Below are 18,844 nucleotides of genomic sequence, written 5' to 3' on the forward strand. Positions count from 1 at the left end.
GCTGCCCGATGGGGCGGGGCGGGGGCACGGGGGTTCCGCTTACCGCTTACCGGCCGCCGCCCGCGGGCCCGCCACGGGTGGCCGGGCGGGCCGGGCCGGTGCCGTCACTGCGGGGTGGAGTCGCCCGCGATGGTCTCGTGGTGGCGGATCACCTCGGCGATGATGAAGTTCAGCAGCTTCTCGGCGAAGGCCGGGTCGAGCTTGGCGCTCTCCGCGAGTCGGCGCAGCCGGGTGATCTGGCGGGCCTCACGGTCGGGGTCGGCCGGCGGCAGGTGGTGCTGGGCCTTGAGGTGGCCGACCTGCTGGGTGCACTTGAAGCGCTCGGCCAGCATGTGCACGACCGCCGCGTCGATGTTGTCGATGCTCTCGCGCAGCCGGGTCAGCTCCGCGCGGACGGACTCGTCGATCTCTTCGGCCTGGCCGGCCTCGCTGGTGCTCATGGTCAGCGAGCTTAGGGGGTGTCCGGCGGATCATGCTGGGGAAGTGAGCGGCGTCATGCGGCTTCGGATCCAAGGCGGAGGAGGGAGGCGACGCGGAGCGTCGGCGACCGACGACAACACCGGAGACGATGTCGCATGACGCCGCGAGCCCGGCACGGTCCGGCGGACACCCCCTAACCGGGTCCGGTGGGGATCGTGGGCGGGTGTTCGGGATCCGGGACACGGGTGCTCCAGCCGCCGGGAACGGTGCGTCCCTGCTGCTCGCGGAAGCGGACGGGGGCGGTGCCGACACGGCGGGTGAAGAGGCGGGAGAAGTAGGCGGGGTCGTCGTAGCCGACGCGGCGGGCGACGGCCGCGACGGGCAGTTCGGTGCCGGCGAGGAGTTCCTTGGCGCGGCCGAGCCGGATACCGAGGAGGTAGTCCTTGGGGCTGCAGCCGGCGACCCGGCGGACGGCCGTGCGCAGCTCGGCGGGGGTCATGCCGTGCCGGGCGGCGTGTTGGGCGACCGACAGGGGCTGGAAGGCGTCGCGGGCGAGGGCCTCCAGGACGGGGTCGCCGTCGGCGTTGGTGTCGGCGCGGGCGCGGCGCAGGGCGACGAGGAGTTCGTGGACGGCCGCGGCGGTCTCCACTTCGAGGAGCGCGTTGCCGCGGCGGGCGGCCCGCGCGATGCGGCCGACGACGGACCGGGCGGGGGCGGCGTCGGAGAGGGGGACGACGGGGCGGTCCGGCTCGATGTAGCCGAGCTCGGTGTAGGTGGCGGTGGCCGGGCCGGTGAAGTCGACGAAGGCCTCGTCCCAGCCGGTCGCCGGATCGGGCGCGTAGTGGTGGGGGACGCCGGGGGTCAGCCAGATGACGGCGGGCGCGGTGACGGTGGTGCGTCTGCCGTCGGGGCCGCGGTACCAGCCGCCGCCCGCGCAGACGACGACGGCGACGTGGTGGTCGAGGGTGCGCGGGCCGACGGTGGGCAGGGCACCGTGCTGCAGGCCGACGCCGAGACAGACCAGGCCGAGCCGCAGGTGGAGGGGGCTGGGCGTGAAGTAGCGCATCCAGGTGTGGTACATCCGTCGCCCTCCCGGCCGGACCTCGTTTGCGTCCAACAAGCACCGATCTTTGTCCATGGACCGGTGCGCCGCCAAGGGACGAGGGTGGGTCATGGCAAGAGACCGGAGAGGGGTGGGACCGTGGCCGCGTTCACGGTGGGTGATGAGGACTTTCTGCTGGACGGCCGGCCCGTGCGGCTGCTGTCGGGGGCACTGCACTACTTCCGGGTGCACGAGGAGCAGTGGGGGCACCGGCTGGCGATGTTCCGGGCGATGGGCCTGAACTGTGTCGAGACGTATGTGCCGTGGAACCTGTACGAGCCGGAGCCGGGCCGCTACCACGATCCGTCGGACCTGGGCCGCTTCCTGGACGCGGTCCGGGCGGCGGGCATGTGGGCGATCGTGCGGCCCGGGCCGTACATCTGCGCGGAGTGGGAGAACGGCGGGCTGCCGCACTGGCTGACGGGGCTGCTGGGCCGCCGGGTGCGCACGGAGGACGCGGAGTACCTGATCCACGTCAACCGCTGGCTCCGCAGGCTGATGCCGCAGGTGGTGACGCGGCAGATCGACCGGGGCGGTCCGGTGATCATGGTCCAGGTGGAGAACGAGTACGGGAGCTACGGCTCCGACCGGGGCTATCTGCGCCACATGGCGGAGCTGCTGGAGGCGTGCGGCGTGACCGTGCCGCTGTTCACCTCGGACGGGCCGGAGGACCACATGCTCACCGGGGGGTCGGTCCCCGGGGTGCTCGCCACCGTGAACTTCGGGTCGGGGGCGCGTCAGGCGTTCGACGCGCTGCGCCGGCACCAGCCGGACGGGCCGCTGATGTGCATGGAGTTCTGGTGCGGCTGGTTCGACCACTGGGGCGACGAGCACGCGGTGCGGGATCCGCAGGAGGCGGCCGCGGTGCTGGCGGAGGTCCTGGAGTGCGGTGCGTCGGTGAATGTGTACATGGCGCACGGCGGGACGAACTTCGCGGGCTGGGCGGGGGCGAACCGGTCCGGCCTCCTGCACGACGGTCCGCTGGAGCCGACGGTGACGTCGTACGACTACGACGCGCCGATCGACGAGGCGGGGCTGCCGACGGAGAAGTTCTGGCGGTTCCGGTCGGTGCTGGAGCGGTACCAGGACGGCCCGCTGCCGGACGTTCCGCCGCCGCCCGCGCGGCTCGCCGCGCCGGTGGCCGCCGCACCGCACGGGTGGGCGCCTCTGGACGGCGTCCTGGAGGTGCTGGGCGACGAGGAGTGGGACGGGCCGGTTCCGCCCACCTTCGAGGAGCTGGGTGTGGATCGCGGTCTGGTCCGCTACCGCCTGCGGGTGCCGGGGCCGCGGCAGCCGTACCCGCTGTCGGTGTCGGGGCTGCGGGACCGTGCGGTGGTGTACGTGGACGGGGTCCGCGCCGGGGTGCTGGACACGGAGGAGGCCGTACTGCCGGAGCCGGTCGCGGGGCCGGCGGTGGTGGAGCTGTGGGTGGAGTCACTGGGACGGGTCAACTACGGGCCCCGGCTGGGTGAGACGAAGGGCCTCACGGGCGGGGTGCTGCACGAGCGCCAGTACGCGCACGGGGTGCGGGCCCGGGGGCTGCGGCTGGACGCGTTCACGCCGGACGCGGTGGCGAAGGTGCCGTTCGGGCCGGTGAGCGACAGGGCGCCGGGGCTGTTCCGGATGTCCGCCGAGGTGGTGGGTCCGGGGGACGCGCGGCTCGAACTGCCGGGCTGGACCCGCGGTTTCGTCTGGGTGAACGGGTTCTGCCTGGGGCGGTACTGGGCGGCGGGCCCGCAGCGGTCGCTGTTCGTTCCCGGGCCGGTGCTGCGCGAGGACGCCAACGAGGTGTGGGTGCTGGAGCTGGAGGGGCCCGGCTCCTCCGTACGCCTGGCCTAGGGCGTACGGCCGGGCCGGCTCCCCGGGGCGGGCCCGTGCACCACGGGGGGAGGGGCAGCCGCCGGTCCGGCGGCTGCCCCTGCGCGAAGTCCGGCGGGTGCTACAGGTTCGCGGCCGCGGACCTGATGGCGGAGGCGAAGGTCGAGACCTCGGTGTAGACGCCGGGGTAGTTGGGCCGGGCACAGCCCTGGCCCCAGCTCACGATGCCGACCTGGATCCAGGCGCCCGCGTTGTCCTTGCGGAACATGGGGCCGCCGGAGTCGCCCTGGCAGGTGTCGACGCCGCCCTGGGTGTAGCCGGCGCAGATCTCTTCGCTCGGGACGAGGTCGTTGCCGTACGACTGCTTGCAGGAGGCGTCCGAGACGAACGGCACGGTGGCCTTGCGCAGGTAGCGCTGCTGGCCGCCGCCCTCGCGGGTGGCGCCCCAGCCGGCGACGGTGAAGGTGCCGCTGTTGTACGTCGTGGTGGTGGCGATGTTGAGCGTCGGCAGGTTGATCGGCCGGGCGAGCTTGATCAGGGCCCAGTCCTTGCCCTTGCCGTTGTAACCGGGGGCCTGGAGGACCTTGGTCGACCGGACCTTGATGGCGCTGGGGCTCTGGAGGTCCACAACACCGGCGGTGGCGGTGATGCTGGTGTTGTCGCCGGAGCCGCTCACGCAGTGGGCGGCGGTCAGCACGATCTGCTGGGTGAGCAGCGAGCCGCCGCAGCCCATCGAGAGCCGGACCATGAAGGGGAACTCGCCCTGGGAGGCGAGCGTGCCGCCGACGACCGGCCGCTGGGCGGCGGAGGCGGACGGGGGCTGGAGGCTGACCGCGGCGAGTATGACGGCGCCGGCCGCGGCGCATCTCTTGAGGGTGCGAAGAAGCTTGTTCAAGGGTCTGCCTTCCGTGGGGGGTTGAGCCTTGCGCACACGACGGAACCCCTGCCGCCAGGCAGCTCGGTGACATGGGCTCGTCAAGGCGTGGTCCGGATTATCCGGAGGCATTCACAGGGCCCACAAGTGACACTTTTCGGCCATGTCGTCCCGCCCCGCCCTGTCCGGGGCCGTCACCGGGGCCGCCGCCGCGGGGGCCGCCACCGGTGCCGGGCACCCGCCGCCCCGGGCCCGCGGCCGTACAGTTGAGAGAGGGTCGGCGTCGTACTTGGGGGTACGGGACGTGGCACACGAAACGGCGGTCGTGCACGGATACCCGCACCTCGGCACCGTCCGGGCGGCCATCACCACGCTGTACCGGCGGCTCTCGCCCGAGGGGCTGTACGCGTACGCCACCAGCGTCGCCCCCGCGGAAGTCGCCTTCGCGGACGACGACGACCTCCATCTCGGCGCCCAGCGGGTGGCCCGCGCGCTGGTGCAGCAATTGCGCCTGCCGGAGGCCCGGGCGATCGTCGGCTTCCGCGAGATGGAGCACGCGGCGAGCGTCGAACTTGCCGCCGGGCCCGAGTACTTCATCGAGTTGAACGACCGCTTCCGGGCGCATCGCAGGGACATCGGGGCCGCCCTCGCCCACGAGATCACCCATGTACTGCTGCACCGGCTGGGCCTGAGCTTTCCCGGCACCCGGGACAATGAGATCCTGACCGACACCGCGACAACGTATCTCGGGGCGGGGTGGCTTCTGCTGGACGCGTACCGCGAGGACGGCGTGTCGAGCCAGAAGCTGGGATACCTGACGCCGGAGGAGTTCGGGTACGTCCTGGCGAAGCGTGCGCTGGTCTTCGGCGAGGACCCGTCGACGTGGTTCACCAGCCCGCAGGGGTACGAGGCGTACACCGCCGGCCGGGCCCTGGCACTGCGCGACGCACGGCAGCCCCCGCTGACGGCCGCGGGCTGGGCGGGCCGCCACCGCTACGCCAAGGACCGGCGGTACGCCCGGGAGCACCCGGACGCGGGCACCTCCCCCGGCCTCGCGTACTCCTTCGAGGGCGGCCGGACCGCGATGCGCGTGTCGTTCCCGTGCCCCACCTGCCACCAGCGCATCCGCGTCCCGGTCCGGGGCCGGGTGCGGGCGCGCTGCGCCCTGTGCCGCACGGTGCTGGAGTGCGACACCTAGGGCGTGTTTCGAAAGCCGCCCGGAGGGCGGGGCCGGGGGCGTCTGGTGCGTGCACGCCGCGAGCGTGCGTGCCAGGCGCCCCCGGCGGACGGGACTTTCGAAACACGCCCTGGGGCACGTCCGGCGCCAAATCGGTTGGCGGACGGCCGCCGCGCGGGTGAAGGTCGGAGCATGACGAGTGAGCCGACAGTGAGTCAGGAGGAACTGGTCCGGGCGGTGTACGCCGACGAGGTGGACACCGTCGTCCGGCTGCTCCGCGCGGGAGTCCCGGCCGACGCGACCGACGAGGACGGGGAGACCGCGCTCTACCTGGCCGCGGTCAACGACCACCCGGACATCGTGCGGGTGCTGCTGGCCGCCGGAGCCGACCCGGGACGGCTCAGCGGCCGGGGCGGGGACGACGGCGGCGATCTGCCGCTGTGCGGCGCCGCGTGCGGCGGGCACACCGAGGTCGTGCGGGCGCTGCTGGCGGCCGGGGCGAGGCCCGACCAGCGCGAGGGGTACGGCTTCACCGCGCTGGCGTGGGCGGTGCGGCAGGGGTTCGTCCGCACCGTGGAGGCCCTGCTGGAGCACGGGGCCGACCCCTCCCTGCCGGCGCCCCGCGACGAGCTGCCGCTGGTGGCCGCCGCCCGGCGCGGGTCGCCCGGGGTGGTGCGGGCGCTGCTGGAGCACGGCGCGGCCGGGCGGGAGGAGGCGCTGCACGAGGCACGTGGGTGGATCGGCGCGGATGTGGAGCGGGTGCTGCGGGAGGGTCTGGTGGAGACGTCCCCGCCGCTCGACGAGGTGATCGTCCGGCACGTGGAGGAGGACGGCGGGGTGACGGTCGTCGTCGAGGGGCTGCGGGACGGCGTGCCGAGCTCCGGGCAGGAGCAGCAGACCGGGCACGCGGCGATCGCCACGCTCCTGGAGTCCGCGCTCGGGGTGCGGACCGGTTACGAGGAACTGGCCGAGCGGGCGCTGCGCCGCGGGGATCCGGGACAGGACGACTGGATCGAGTCCGTCGGCGCGCTGTGGCGGCGCGGCGACGAGGAGACCTTTCAGGCGGCGGCCGCGTGGTGCGCGAGCGAGGACCCGCTGCGACGGGCGTTCGCGGCGGACGTGCTCGCCCAGCTCGGGTTCGGGGACGGGACGAAGCCGTTCGCGGCGCGGGCGCTGCCGCTGCTGCGCGAGCTCGCGCGGGAGGTGCGGGACGCCGAGCCGGTCGCCGCCGTGGTCAACGGGCTGGGGCAGTACGGGGACCCCGCCGCCCTGCCCGACATCCTGCGGCACGCCGGCCACCCAGACGCCGAGGTGCGCAGGCGGGTGGCGGTCGCGCTCACGGGACTGGTGCCGGCCGGTCACCGCGAGGGCGTGGCGGCGCTGATCGCGCTGAGCGGCGACGCGGACACCGGGGTGCGCGACTGGGCGACCCTGGCCCTGGCGGAGATCCCGGACACCTCCCCCGAGGTGAGGGAGGCCCTGGCGGCCCGGCTGGACGACCCGGACCCGGACACGGCCGCGGAGGCGGCCCGGGGACTGGCGATGCGTCAGGATGCCCGGGCGGTCGGGGCCTTGGCGCGCATGCTCGCCGAGGAGGAGCCGGAGGCGACGGCCCGCGGGATCGCACTGGCCGCGCTCGAGCACGTGCGTGACGAGCGGACGCGGCGGCGACTGGAGCACACGGTGCCGCGGCGCCGCTGAGACGGGGTCATCGCAGGCGCAACGCCCCCGGGGCGCGTTCCGCCATGATCTCCACGAGTTCGTCGAAGACGGCCGGGCCCAGCGCCCGGCGTGCGGCGGCGTGGTCGCGCCACTCGATGACGAAGTCGCCGTCGTCGGGCGTGCCGAACCCGCCGCTCAGGCAGTCGGCGAAGGCGTCCAGGTTGCGGCCGAAGTAGCCGCCGGGACCGTTGACGGCCGCGCCGATCACCTGCCAGAAGCTGTCCAGGCCGGTGACGGCGCGGCCGTCGATCACGTACACGGTGGTCATGGAGACCTGTCTAGCAGCGGTGGTCGACGAGGTCGAAGGACGCGTAGTGGTCCGCGGTGTAGTAGTCCTCCTCGGCGCCGCCGGTGACGATGCGCCGCGCTCCGCGGGTCGAGGAGCCCGGCGTGATGACGGTGTACTCGTGGTAGTAGCCGCTGTCCTGGCCCGGCAGGACGCCTTCCCGGTTCTGGAAGACGGTGCCGTCCTGCCGGAACGGGAACGGGCCGCCCTTCTCGATCAGGCCGAGCGTGTCGTGCGCCTGGGAGGGCAGGTCGGAGGCACAGACCTTGCCGACCCCGTAGGGCGCGACCGGGGCCGCCGCCGCGCCGGCCGGGGCGCCGGCGAAGAGGGTGGCGAGAAGGGCGGCGGCGGCGCCGAGCAGTGTGAACCGTGGGGGGATTCGCATGGAGCCATGATGACGCGCGTAGACGTGTGCACGTCAACGCCAAGTCCCGGGAATTTTCCGGACGTTAACGTGGTGCGCACGAACGGGCGAGTCCGTGCACGGCGCCTTCACATGCCCGCCGCGTGGGTCCGCCGTAGACCGCCGCCGCCCTGCGCACCGCCGCCTCCGGCGTGAGCGTGGGTCCGACATGGGTGACCAGCAGGCTCGCGGCACCCGCGTCCCGGGCGGCCCGGCCGGCGTCCTCCGGGGTCAGATGCACCTGCGGTTCACCGGGCACGGGCCGGTCGATGTCCGACTCGCAGAGGAACAGGTCGGCGCCGTCGGCGAGTTCGGCCAGCGCCGGGCAGGGGCCGCTGTCCCCGGAGTACGCGAGGACGACGCCGTCGCACTCCGCGCGCAGCCCGTACGCCTCGGTGTCGTGGGCGACGGTCCGCGCGGTCAGCCGCAGCCCGCCGTGGCGCGCTTCGTGCCCGTCGTGCAGATCACGGAAGTCGAGGACGGCGGCGAGCGGGGCCGGATCGGGGCGCCCGAGAAACCCTGCCATCCGCTGCGCGCAGCCGGGCGGTGTGTATACGGGAACGGGCGCGGGCGGGGTCAGGCCGCCGTGGGCGAAGGCGTACAGGGCGGCGAGGAGGTCGGCGCTGTGGTCGGCGTGCAGATGGGATATCCAGATCGCGTCGAGGCGCGCCGGGTCGGTGTACCGCTGCAACTCGGCGAAGCTGCCGGGCCCGGCGTCCACCCACACGTCGGCGCCGCCGCCCGACAACAGATAGCCGGAACACGCCCGTCCGGGAGCGGGGTGCGGTGAAGCGGTACCGAGAACAGTGAGCGTGAGGGCCATGCGGCGAGGCTATGCGCCGAGCGGCGAGCACGCCTCGCCGGCCCCGGGCGGGCACGGGGAGGGCGCCGGGGGGAGGATCAGGAGGGGCAGTCGCCGCGCCGGGACGGGCGCACCTCGCCGGACCCCGAACGGCGCGGGCAGGGGTGCGGGAGGAGCACGAGCCGGAGCGCGGGGAGGGGCACGCCTGCCCGGCCCCGAACGGCGCCGGAAGGGGCACACCTCGCCGGACCCCGAACGGCGCGTCGGGGCACGGGAGGAGCACGAGCCGGACTGCGGGGAGGGGCACGCCTGCCCGGCCCCGAACGGCGCGGGGAGGGGCGCACCTCCCCGGACCCCGAACGGCGCGGGCAGGGGTGCGGGCCGGGAGCGCCGGGGTCTACCCGGACGGCGTGCTCGCGCCGTAGACCGGGTGCGGGGGGTGCGCGCGGGTCAGGAGCTCGCGGGCGGCTTCCCCGGCCTCGGCCGGCGTCCAGCGGGTGCCCTTGTCGGCGGTCGGGCCGGGGCGCCAGCCCTCCATGACCGTGATCCGGCCCGCCTCGGCCTCGAAGACCCGGCCCGTCACGCCCTCGCTCGCCACCGAGCCGAGCCAGACCACGAGCGGGGAGACGTTCTCGGGCGCCATGGCGTCGAACCGGCCCTCACCGGGCGCGGCCATCGCCTCGGCGAACGTCCGCTCCGTCATCCGGGTGCGGGCCGCCGGAGCGAGGGCGTTGACCTGCACGCCGTAGCGGCCGAGTTCAGCGGCGGCGACCAGGGTGAGGGCGGCGACACCCGCCTTGGCGGCCGCGTAGTTGCCCTGGCCCACGCTGCCCATCAGCCCCGCTCCGGAGCTGGTGTTGATGATGCGCGCCCGCGGTCCGCGGCCCGCCTTCGACTCCGCCCGCCAGTGCGCCGCGGCGTGCTTGAGCGGCAGGAAGTGGCCCCGGAGATGGACGCGCAGGACGGCGTCCCAGTCGTCCTCGTCGAGATTGACGAGCATCCGGTCGCGGAGGAAGCCCGCGTTGTTGACGAGGGTGTCGAGCCGGCCGAACGCCTCCAGCGCGGTGGCGACGAGGGAGGCCGCTCCCTCGGCGGTGGCGATGTCCGCGCCGTGCGCCACCGCCTCGCCGCCGGCGGCCCGGATCTCGTCGGCCACCGCCCGGGCGGCGCTGCCGCCGCCGGGGCTCCCGGTGTGCGCGCCGTCCAGGGCCACGTCCAGGTCGTTGACCACGACGCGGGCGCCCTCGGCGGCGAAGGCCAGGGCGTGGGCACGGCCCAGTCCCCGGCCGGCGCCGGTGATCGCGACGACGCGGCCCGTGCAGATTCCGGTCATGCGGGGTCTCCTCGATGCTCGTCGTCGGTGTGGGCGGCGGCCAGGAAGGCGGGGCGTTCGCCGCCGCCGTGCACCAGCAGCGACGCCCCGGTGATGTACGCGGCGCGGTCCGAGGCGAGGAAGACGGCGGCGTCCCCGGCGTCGGACGGCTCGGCGAGGCGCCCGAGCGGCACGGTCCGGGCGACCGCCGCGACGCCGGCCTCGTCGCCGTAGTGCAGTGCGGCCAGTTCGGTCCGCACCATGCCGAGGAGCAGGGTGTTGACGCGGACCCGGGGGGCCCACTCGACGGCCATCGACCGGGCCAGGTTCTCCAGTCCGGCCTTCGCCGCTCCGTACGCCGCCGTGCCAGGTGACGGCCGCCCGCCGCTGACGCTGCCGACCATGACGACCGATCCGCGCGAAGCCCGCAGCGGCGCGTACGCGGCGAGGGACGCCGTCAGCGGGGTGATCAGGTTCAGCTCCACGATCCGCGCGTGCCGTTCGGCGGAGCTCTCGGCGAGGGGCCGGTGGGGGGTGCCGCCCGCGTTGTTCACGAGCACGTCGAGACGGCCGTGCGCCGCGGCGACATGCTCGAAGAAGCCGGTGACGGCCTCCCTGTCCCGCAGGTCGAGGGGCGCGAAGACGGCCTCCCGGCCCGCCGCGCGGACCGGGTCCGGCGGGGGCCGGCGGGCGCAGACGACGACGTGCGCGCCGGCCGCGAGGAACGCCCGGGCGATGCCCGCGCCGACGCCGCGCGTGCCGCCGGTGACGACGGCGACCCTCCCGTTGAGTTCCATCCGCTGCTACCTTCCTCACCTAACAAACGTTTGGTGGAAAGGTAGCTGATCCGCTCATGGGTGTCTCCACCACAAGCCCGGCCAAAGGCGTCCGCCTGGTCACGGTCGACTTCCCACCGGTCAACGCCCTCCCCGTACGGGGCTGGTACGAGCTCGCCGCGGCCCTGCGCGCCGCCGGCCGCGACCACGACACCCGTTGCGTCGTCCTCGCCGCGGCGGGCCGGGGTTTCAACGCGGGCGTCGACATCAAGGAGCTGCGGAACGACGGCGCCGGCCGCGCGGCGCTGCTCGGCGCCAACCACGGCTGCGCGGAGGCGTTCTCGGCCGTGTACGACTGCGAGGTACCGGTCGTCGCGGCCGTGCACGGCTTCTGTCTGGGTGGCGGCATCGGCCTCGCCGGGAACGCGGACGCCATCGTCGCGTCCGACGACGCCACCTTCGGGCTGCCGGAGCTGGACCGGGGAGCGCTGGGGGCCGCCACCCATCTGGCCAGACTGGTCCCTCAGCACCTCATGCGGGCCCTGTACTACACCTCGCGCACCGCGACCGCCGCCGAACTGCACGCCCACGGGTCCGTCTGGCGTGTCGTTCCGCGATCCGGGCTGGCCGACGCGGCCCTGGAGCTCGCGGTGGAGATCGCCCGCAAGGACGGTTCGCTGCTGCGCCTGGCCAAGGCGGCGATCAACGGCATCGACCCCGTCGACGTGCGCCGCAGCTACCGCTTCGAGCAGGGCTTCACCTTCGAGGCGAACCTGAGCGGAGTCGCCGACCGGGTACGCGCCGGCTTCGGCGACAGGAGGGCGGAGGCGTGACCGACAAGACCATGACACCCGACGAGGCCGTGGCGCGACTGCGCAGCGGCATGACCCTCGGCATCGGTGGCTGGGGCGCGCGACGCAAGCCGATGGCGCTGGTCCGGGCGCTGCTCCGGTCCGGGATCGGCGATCTCACGGTGATCTCGTACGGCGGCCCGGACATCGGCCTGCTCGCCGCCGCCGGCCGGATCCGCAGGCTCGTCGCCCCCTTCGCCACACTCGACTCGATCCCCCTGGAGCCGCACTTCAGGGCGGCCCGCGAGCGCGGCACCCTGGAACTGACGGAGCTCGACGAGGCCATGTTCATGTGGGGACTGCACGCCGCCGCGAACCGGCTGCCGTTCCTGCCCGTCCGTGCCGGACTGGGCTCGGACGTCCTGCGGGTCAACCCCTCCTTGAGGACCGTGAGGTCACCGTACGCGGACGGCGAGGAGTTCGTCGCGGCGCCCGCGCTGCGCATGGACGCCGCGCTCGTCCACCTCAACCGCGCCGACCGGCTCGGCAACGGCCAGTACCTGGGCCCGGACCCCTACTTCGACGACCTGTTCTGCGCCGCCGCCGACACGGCGTACGTGTCGTGCGAGCGGCTCGTCGGCACGTCCGAGCTCACCAAGGAGGCCGCGCCCCAGACGCTGCTCGTGCCCCGGCAGAACGTCACCGGCGTCGTGGAGACCCCGGACGGCGCGCACTTCACCTCCTGCGCCCCCGACTACGGCCGCGACGAGGCCTTCCAGAAGCTGTACGCCTCGACGCCCTGGCCGGACTTCGCGGCGCGCTTCCTGTCGGGCCGGAGCGAGGACGACTACCGGTCCGCCGTCCGGACCTGGCGCGAGGAGCAGCGGTGATCAGTCGTTCCGAGTACTGCGTGATCGCCTGTGCCGAGGCCTGGCGCGGCGACGGCGAGGTGCTGGCGAGCCCGATGGGCCCCATCCCGTCCATCGGGGCACGGCTCGCCCGGCTCACCTTCTCCCCCGATCTGCTCCTGACCGACGGCGAGGCGATGCTCGTCCGCCCCGACGGGACCGTGGAGGGCTGGCTTCCGTACCGTCACCACCTCGCGCTCGTCACCGGCGGCAAACGGCACGTGATGATGGGCGCCGCCCAGCTCGACCGGTACGGCAACCAGAACATCTCGTGCGTCGGCGACTGGGCGCGCCCCGCCCGCCAGCTCCTGGGGGTACGCGGCGCACCCGTCAACACCCTGAACAACCCGACCAGTTACTGGGTGCCCCGGCACTCGCGGCGGGTCTTCGTCGAGCGCGTCGACATGGTGTGCGGGGTCGGGTACGACCGGGCGGCCGGGCTCGGTGCCGGGGCGCGCTTCCACCGGATTCCGCGCGTCGTCAGCGACCTCGGTGTCTTCGACTTCGACACGCCCGACCACTCGATGCGGCTGGTCTCGCTGCACCCGGGCGTCACCGTCGGCCAGGTGCGGGAAGCGACCGGGTTCGAGCCGGCGATCGGCGACGACGTCCCCTGCACACGGGACCCCAGCCCGGCCGAACTGCGGCTGATCCGCGAGGTGCTCGACCCGGACGGGGTGCGCGACCGCGAGGTCGGGGTCTGATGGAGACGGCGCTCACCCGGCTCACGGGCGTCCGGTACCCCCTCGTCCAGACCGGTATGGGATGGGTGGCGGGTCCCCGGCTCGTCACCGCGACGGCACGCGCCGGAGCCCTCGGTGTCCTCGCCTCCGCCACGATGACCACCGGGCAACTGCGCGCCGCCGTGCGCGAGGTGAAGTCCCGTACGGACGCGCCGTTCGGGGTGAACCTGCGGGCGGACGCGGGGGACGCCCGCGAGCGGGTGCGGATCATCGTCGAGGAGGGTGTGCGGGTCGCCTCGTTCGCCCTCGCGCCCTCCCGGGAGCTGATCGCCGAGCTGAAGGACGCCGGCGTGGTCGTCGTCCCGTCCGTCGGCGCCCGCCGGCACGCCGAGAAGGTGGCCGCCTGGGGCGCGGACGCGGTGATCGTGCAGGGGGGCGAGGGCGGCGGGCACACCGGTGAGGTGGCCACCAGTGTCCTGCTCCCCCAGGTCGTCGACGCGGTGGACATCCCGGTGGTCGCGGCGGGCGGCTTCCACGACGGGCGCGGGCTGGTCGCGGCCCTCGCCTACGGGGCCGCGGGCATCGCCATGGGCACGCGTTTCCTGCTCACCTCCGACTCGCCGGTCCCGGACGCGGTGAAGGCGGCCTATCTGGCGGCGACGGTGAAGGACGTGACGGTGACGACGGCCGTCGACGGGCTGCCGCACCGCATGCTCCGCACCGAGTTCGTCGCCTCCCTCGAACGGGCCGGCCGGGTACGGGCACTGGCCCGCGCGGTGCGGCGGGCGGCCGGCTACCGCAAGCTGTCCGGGCTGTCATGGCGGCGGATGGTCCGCGACGGGCTGGCCATGAGGCACGGCAAGGACCTGTCGTGGTCGCAGGTGCTGCTCGCCGCCAACACGCCGGTGCTGCTGCGGGGCGCCATGGTCGAGGGACGCACGGACCTGGGCGTCATGGCGGCGGGCCAGGTGGCGGGCGTCATCGAGGACCTGCCGAGCTGCGAGGAACTGGTGCGGCGGGTGATGTCCGAAGCGGGGCGCGTACTGGGCGCCCTGCCCCCGGCCCACCGGGCCGGGGACCACCCGCCGCCGTGACGCGGTTCAGCCCTGGCCCTGCGCGGCGGCGCGGCGGCCCCCGCCCTGCGCACCGCGCCCCGAGCGACCGGAACCACCGGCACGACCGGAACCCCCGGTGCGGCCGGTGCCGGCCGTGCGACCGGAACCCGCGGTACGAGCGGGCTCCGCGGCGCGGCCGGAACCGCCTCGCCTCGGGCGGCGCCGGCGCCCGGTGCCCTCGGCCTTCGGCGCCGGCTGCGGCAGCTCGATCGTGACGGGCACACCCGACGGTTCGCGGGCGCCGGTCAGCCGGGCGAGCTCCTCGTCCGAGGACTTCACCCGGGCGGAGCTCGGTGCGATGCCGGCATGGGACATCAGCCGGGTCATGTCGCGCTTCTGCTCGGGCAGGACGAGGGTGACCACGCTCCCGGACTCGCCGGCCCGCGCGGTGCGGCCGCCCCGGTGCAGATAGTCCTTGTGGTCCACCGGCGGGTCGACGTTCACGACCAGGTCGAGGTCGTCGACGTGGATGCCGCGGGCCGCCACGTTGGTCGCGACCAGTGCGGTGACCTGGCCGTTCTTGAACTGCTCCAGGGTGCGGTTGCGCTGGGGCTGCGAGCGGCCGCCGTGCAGGCCGGCGGCCCGTACGCCGCTGGCGAGGAGCTTCTTGACCAGCCGGTCCACCGACCGCTTGGTGTCGAGGAAGAGGATCACCCGGCCGTCGCGGGCCGCGATCCGCACCGTCACGGCCTTCTTGTCGGTCTCGTCGGCGATGTACAGCAGGTGGTGCTCCATGGTGGAGACGGCACCGGCGGACGGGTCGACGGAGTGCACGACGGGGTCGGTGAGGAACATCCGCACGAGGCGGTCGATGTTCCGGTCGAGGGTCGCCGAGAACAGCATCCGCTGCCCGTCCGGCTCGACCTGCTTCAGCAGGGCGGTGACCTGCGGGAGGAAGCCCATGTCGGCCATCTGGTCGGCCTCGTCGAGGACCGTGACGGCCACCTGGTCGAGCCGGCAGTCCCCGCGCTCGATCAGGTCCTTGAGGCGGCCGGGGGTGGCCACCACGATCTCGGCGCCGCGCCGCAGCGTGCCCGCCTGCTTGGTGATCGACAGGCCGCCGACGACCGTGGCGGTACGCAGTCGCAGCGCGGTGGCGTACGGGGTGAGGGCGTCGGTGACCTGCTGGGCGAGCTCCCGGGTGGGGACCAGGACGAGGCCGAGCGGGGCCTTCGGTTCGGCGCGCCGTCCCGCCGTGCGGGCGAGGAGGGCGAGGCCGAAGGCGAGGGTCTTGCCGGAACCGGTGCGTCCGCGGCCGAGTATGTCGCGCCCGGCGAGGGAGTTCGGCAGGGTCGCGGCCTGGATGGGGAACGGCTCGGTGACGCCCTGGGAGGTGAGCGTCTCCAGCAGCGCGGCCGGCATGTCCAGTTCGGCGAAGGCCGCTACCGCGGGCAGCGCCGGGGTCGCGGTCTCCGGCAGCGTGAACTCCCGCGGGGGCGGCGGGGACGCGGCGGCCGGACCGCGGCGGCCCGCGTCGCGGGCGGTCGCCTTTGCGGCACCGGACCTCCCGCCGGGCTGCGTGCCGTTCTTCGCGGGGCGCTTGCGGGTGGGGCGTTCGGGTCGAGTGGTCATGGATATGCCTTCCTGGGCCTGGGCACGGCACAAGCCGGGACCCGCACCTGCGTGGTGCGGGTCCCGGCTGCGAGAGACGCGTCCGGCGATCAGGCCGGGAGGATGTTCTCCGCCTGCGGGCCCTTCTGGCCCTGCGTGACGTCGAACGTCACCTTCTGGCCCTCCTGGAGCTCACGGAAGCCCTGGGTGGCGATGTTGGAGTAGTGGGCGAAGACGTCGGCGCCGCCGCCGTCCTGCTCGATGAAGCCGAAGCCCTTTTCCGAGTTGAACCACTTCACGGTTCCAGTAGCCATGATTTTTTCTCCTGAGAGGTAGAGGACCCATCCGGAGAATGCCGGAAACAATAATGCGCCTGACGAACATTTCCCGTCAGGCGCACATAAAGTTCATGGGTACCAAAACTGCAACATGCCCAACGGTAGCACGTCCGCGGCCCGCCTCCGGGAGAGCCGCGTCACAGCCGCTCGACGACGGTGACGTTCGCCTGACCGCCGCCCTCGCACATGGTCTGGAGACCGAACCGGCCGCCGGTGCGTTCCAGCTCGTGGAGGAGGGTGGTCATCAGGCGCGCGCCCGTCGCGCCCAGCGGGTGGCCCAGGGCTATGGCACCGCCGTTGACGTTGACGCGGCCGGGGTCGGCACCGGTCTCCTTCAGCCAGGCGAGCACGACCGGGGCGAAGGCCTCGTTGATCTCGACGAGGTCGATGTCGTCGATGGTCAGGCCCGTCTTCCTCAGGGCGTGGGCGGTCGCCGGGATCGGCGCCGACAGCATGCGGATCGGGTCCTCGCCCCGTACGGAGAGGTGGTGGACGCGGGCCCTGGGCCGCAACCCGTGGGCGGCGACGGCGCGTTCGCTCGCCAGCAGCAGCGCCGCGGCCCCGTCCGAGACCTGGGAGGAGCAGGCCGCGGTGATCGTGCCGCCCTCGACGACCGGCGCCAGGGCGGCCATCTTCTCCAGGCCCGTGTCCCGGCGCGGGCCCTCGTCCGCGGTGACGCTCCCCCATGCCACGGTCTCGCGGGCGAAGCGGCCCTCGTCGATCGCCCGGACCGCGCGGCGGTGGGACTCCAGGGCGTACTCCTCCTGGTCGCGCCGGGTGATGCCCCACTGCGCGGCGATGAGCTCGGCGCCGTGGAACTGGTCGACCGGCGCGTCGCCGTACCGGGCCCGCCAGCCCTCCGAGCCGGCGAAGGGCCCCTCCGTCAGGCCCAGCGGTTCGCCCGCCCGCCGGGAGGCGAACGCGATCGGGACCATCGTCATGTTCTGGGTGCCGCCCGCGACGACGAGGTCCTGGGTGCCGGACAGGACGCCCTGGGCGGCGAAGTGCACGGCCTGCTGCGAGGAGCCGCACTGGCGGTCGACGGTGACGCCGGGGACCTCTTCCGGCAGTCCGGCCGCCAGCCAGGCGGTGCGGGCGATGTCCCCGGCCTGCGGGCCCACCGTGTCCAGGCACCCGAAGACGACGTCGTCGACGGCGGCCGGGTCGACACCGGCCCTGGCGATCAGGGCCTTCAGCACATGGGCGCCGAGGTCGGCCGGATGGACCGCGCCGAGCCCGCCCTTCCGCCGGCCGACCGGTGTGCGTACCGCTTCGACGATGTAGGCCTCGGCCATGACGGTCCCTTCGGCTAGGGGGTGCGTACGGCGATACCGTCCAGCACCATCGACAGGTACTGGCGGGCGATCTCCTCCGGGCTGTGCAGGCCGCCGGGCCGGTACCAGGAGGCCGCGACCCACACCGTGTCGCGGACGAACCGGTAGGTGAGCCGGACGTCCAGATCGGAACGGAACACCCCGGCCGCGACGCCGCGCTCCAGGGTGCCGAGCCACGCCTTCTCGAACTTCACCCGGGAGGCGGTGAGGTACTGGAAGCGGGGCCGGGTGGCCAGGTGCCGGGACTCCTTCTGGTAGATGGCGACGGCCGCCCGGTGCCGGTCGATCTCCCGGAACGATTCGGTGACGAGTGCCTCGATGGTCTCGCGCGGCCCGAGGCCGGCGGCGAGGACGGCGTCGTAGCCCGCCCACAGTTCGTCGAGGAAGGTGGAGAGGATCTCGTCGACCATCGATTCCTTGGAATCGAAGTGGTAGTAGAGGCTGCCGGCGAGCATGCCGGCCTCGTCGGCGATCCGGCGCACGGTGGTGGCGTTGTAGCCCTGGGCGGCGAACACCTCGGCCGCCGTGGCGAGGAGTTCCGCGCGCCGCTCCGGCGGGGCGGCGTTCACCTGGGTCTTCTTCTTGTTCGGCACGTACCCATTGTTGTCCCGGGGAGTGACTACGCGTGCTGGCTGCTGACGGAGAGGACCTCGCCGGTGAGGTAGGAGGAGTAGCCGCTGGCGAGGAACACGATCACATTGGCGACCTCCCACGGTTCGGCGTACCGGCCGAACGCCTCGCGCGCGGTCAGCTCCTCCAGGAGTTCGGCGGAGGTGACCTTCACCAGGTGCGGGTGCATGGCGAGGCTGGGCGCGACGGCGTTGACGCGGACGCCGTACGCGGCTGCCTCGACCGCCGCGCAGCGGGTGAGCGCCATGACGCCCGCCTTGGCGGCGGCGTAGTGGGCCTGGCCCGCCTGGGCGCGCCAGCCGACGACCGACGCGTTGTTGACCACGACCCCCCGGCCGCGGTCCCGCATCAGCCGGAGCGCCGCCCGGGTGCACCGGAAGGTGCCGCCCAGGGTGACGCCCAGGACGCGGTCCCACTGCTCGTCCGTCATGTCGGCGAGCTCGGCCGTGCCACCGAGGCCCGCGTTGTTGACGACGACGTCCAGCCCGCCGTGGCATCGCACCGCCTCCGCGAACAGTGCCCGGACCTGGTTCTCGTCGGTGACGTCGCAGGGGTGGGCCGCGACCGCGGCCGCTCCGAACTCCTCGGCGAGGGCGCGTGCGGTCTCGGCCAGGCGGCGGGTGTGGGCGTCGCTGATCAGCACGCGCGCACCCTCCTCGAGGAACCGCCGGGCGGTCGCGCCGCCGATGCCCGCCCCGGCGGCGGCGGTGATGACGGCGGTGCGCCCGGCCAGCAGTCCGTGGCCCGGCACGTACGGAGGGTCGACCTCGCTCATCGCCGTACGTTAACCTGCCAAACGCTT

General features: G+C 74.0%; 20 protein-coding genes. 7 read left to right on the forward strand and 13 right to left on the reverse strand.

From position 1 onward, the window contains the following. Positions 1-104 precede the first annotated feature (104 nt). The gene (locus tag ACY34K_RS01105) at positions 105-440 is read right to left on the reverse strand and encodes a chorismate mutase (protein WP_462742016.1); all 336 of its coding nucleotides are present in this window, start codon (positions 438-440) and stop codon (positions 105-107) included. 173 nt (positions 441-613) lie between these two features. Further along, complete coding sequence (locus ACY34K_RS01110) at positions 614-1,501, reverse strand: helix-turn-helix domain-containing protein (protein ID WP_462742018.1); 888 nt, start codon at positions 1,499-1,501, stop codon at positions 614-616. A 120-nt stretch (positions 1,502-1,621) separates the two neighbouring features. Here ACY34K_RS01110 and ACY34K_RS01115 point away from each other — a divergent pair, with 120 nt between their 5' ends. Continuing rightward, positions 1,622-3,361, forward strand: a complete 1,740-nt coding sequence (locus tag ACY34K_RS01115) for a glycoside hydrolase family 35 protein (RefSeq protein WP_462742021.1) — start codon at positions 1,622-1,624, stop codon at positions 3,359-3,361. Between the two features lie 100 nt (positions 3,362-3,461). Here ACY34K_RS01115 and ACY34K_RS01120 read toward each other — a convergent pair whose 3' ends face one another. Next, positions 3,462-4,235 (reverse strand): S1 family peptidase, encoded by a 774-nt coding sequence (locus ACY34K_RS01120; protein ID WP_462742024.1) that lies wholly within the window; start codon positions 4,233-4,235, stop codon positions 3,462-3,464. 283 nt (positions 4,236-4,518) lie between these two features. On the opposite strand from ACY34K_RS01120, the gene ACY34K_RS01125 reads away from it, so the two are divergent. Both ACY34K_RS01125 and ACY34K_RS01130 read left to right on the forward strand, forming a co-directional pair. Then, complete coding sequence (locus ACY34K_RS01125; protein WP_462742027.1) at positions 4,519-5,412, forward strand: hypothetical protein; 894 nt, start codon at positions 4,519-4,521, stop codon at positions 5,410-5,412. A gap of 171 nt (positions 5,413-5,583) precedes the next feature. Next, positions 5,584-7,092: an ankyrin repeat domain-containing protein gene (locus ACY34K_RS01130; protein ID WP_462742030.1), complete on the forward strand. Its 1,509-nt coding sequence runs from the start codon at positions 5,584-5,586 to the stop codon at positions 7,090-7,092. A gap of 7 nt (positions 7,093-7,099) precedes the next feature. Here the strand turns inward: ACY34K_RS01130 and ACY34K_RS01135 are convergent, their stop codons facing one another. The 5 genes from ACY34K_RS01135 to ACY34K_RS01155 all read right to left on the reverse strand — a co-directional run bounded on the left by ACY34K_RS01135 (position 7,100) and on the right by ACY34K_RS01155 (position 10,713). Then, the gene (locus tag ACY34K_RS01135; protein WP_462742032.1) at positions 7,100-7,381 is read right to left on the reverse strand and encodes a barstar family protein; all 282 of its coding nucleotides are present in this window, start codon (positions 7,379-7,381) and stop codon (positions 7,100-7,102) included. Positions 7,382-7,391: 10 nt separating this feature from the next. Further along, on the reverse strand, positions 7,392-7,784 hold the full coding sequence (locus ACY34K_RS01140) for a guanyl-specific ribonuclease (RefSeq protein ID WP_462742035.1): 393 nt from the start codon (positions 7,782-7,784) through the stop codon (positions 7,392-7,394). A 64-nt stretch (positions 7,785-7,848) separates the two neighbouring features. Further along, positions 7,849-8,625: an MBL fold metallo-hydrolase gene (locus ACY34K_RS01145; RefSeq protein WP_462742039.1), complete on the reverse strand. Its 777-nt coding sequence runs from the start codon at positions 8,623-8,625 to the stop codon at positions 7,849-7,851. Positions 8,626-9,001: 376 nt separating this feature from the next. Next, positions 9,002-9,937, reverse strand: a complete 936-nt coding sequence (locus ACY34K_RS01150; protein WP_462742043.1) for an SDR family oxidoreductase — start codon at positions 9,935-9,937, stop codon at positions 9,002-9,004. Continuing rightward, positions 9,934-10,713: an SDR family oxidoreductase gene (locus tag ACY34K_RS01155; protein WP_462742046.1), complete on the reverse strand. Its 780-nt coding sequence runs from the start codon at positions 10,711-10,713 to the stop codon at positions 9,934-9,936. Before ACY34K_RS01155 ends, ACY34K_RS01150 begins: the two co-directional genes overlap by 4 nt. Before the next feature lie 56 nt (positions 10,714-10,769). Here ACY34K_RS01155 and ACY34K_RS01160 point away from each other — a divergent pair, with 56 nt between their 5' ends. The 4 genes from ACY34K_RS01160 to ACY34K_RS01175 are packed head-to-tail and all read left to right on the forward strand — an operon-like array spanning position 10,770 to position 14,168. Then, positions 10,770-11,525 (forward strand): enoyl-CoA hydratase family protein, encoded by a 756-nt coding sequence (locus tag ACY34K_RS01160; protein ID WP_462742048.1) that lies wholly within the window; start codon positions 10,770-10,772, stop codon positions 11,523-11,525. After that, entirely contained in the window at positions 11,522-12,373 is an 852-nt protein-coding gene (locus ACY34K_RS01165; protein WP_462742051.1) for a CoA transferase subunit A, read from the forward strand. The genes ACY34K_RS01160 and ACY34K_RS01165 overlap by 4 nt, the downstream gene beginning before the upstream one ends. Continuing rightward, positions 12,370-13,095: a CoA-transferase subunit beta gene (locus ACY34K_RS01170; protein WP_462742054.1), complete on the forward strand. Its 726-nt coding sequence runs from the start codon at positions 12,370-12,372 to the stop codon at positions 13,093-13,095. Before ACY34K_RS01165 ends, ACY34K_RS01170 begins: the two co-directional genes overlap by 4 nt. Then, entirely contained in the window at positions 13,095-14,168 is a 1,074-nt protein-coding gene (locus tag ACY34K_RS01175; protein WP_462742057.1) for an NAD(P)H-dependent flavin oxidoreductase, read from the forward strand. Before ACY34K_RS01170 ends, ACY34K_RS01175 begins: the two co-directional genes overlap by 1 nt. 6 nt (positions 14,169-14,174) lie before the next feature. Here ACY34K_RS01175 and ACY34K_RS01180 read toward each other — a convergent pair whose 3' ends face one another. The 5 genes from ACY34K_RS01180 to ACY34K_RS01200 all read right to left on the reverse strand — a co-directional run bounded on the left by ACY34K_RS01180 (position 14,175) and on the right by ACY34K_RS01200 (position 18,817). Then, positions 14,175-15,761 carry a DEAD/DEAH box helicase gene (locus ACY34K_RS01180; protein ID WP_462742060.1) on the reverse strand — a complete coding sequence of 529 codons (1,587 nt, stop codon included), beginning with the start codon at positions 15,759-15,761 and terminating at the stop codon, positions 14,175-14,177. 89 nt (positions 15,762-15,850) lie between these two features. Beyond that, entirely contained in the window at positions 15,851-16,054 is a 204-nt protein-coding gene (locus ACY34K_RS01185) for a cold-shock protein (RefSeq protein WP_042152846.1), read from the reverse strand. A gap of 161 nt (positions 16,055-16,215) precedes the next feature. Next, positions 16,216-17,373, reverse strand: coding sequence for an acetyl-CoA C-acetyltransferase (locus tag ACY34K_RS01190; protein ID WP_462742065.1), 1,158 nt, complete (start codon positions 17,371-17,373; stop codon positions 16,216-16,218). Positions 17,374-17,387: 14 nt separating this feature from the next. Beyond that, complete coding sequence (locus ACY34K_RS01195) at positions 17,388-18,005, reverse strand: TetR/AcrR family transcriptional regulator (RefSeq protein WP_462742068.1); 618 nt, start codon at positions 18,003-18,005, stop codon at positions 17,388-17,390. Positions 18,006-18,031: 26 nt separating this feature from the next. Next, on the reverse strand, positions 18,032-18,817 hold the full coding sequence (locus ACY34K_RS01200; protein ID WP_462742071.1) for an SDR family oxidoreductase: 786 nt from the start codon (positions 18,815-18,817) through the stop codon (positions 18,032-18,034). Between the last annotated feature and the right edge of the window lie 27 nt (positions 18,818-18,844).

The sequence above is a fragment of the Streptomyces sp. STAM6 genome (genome assembly GCF_054963715.1).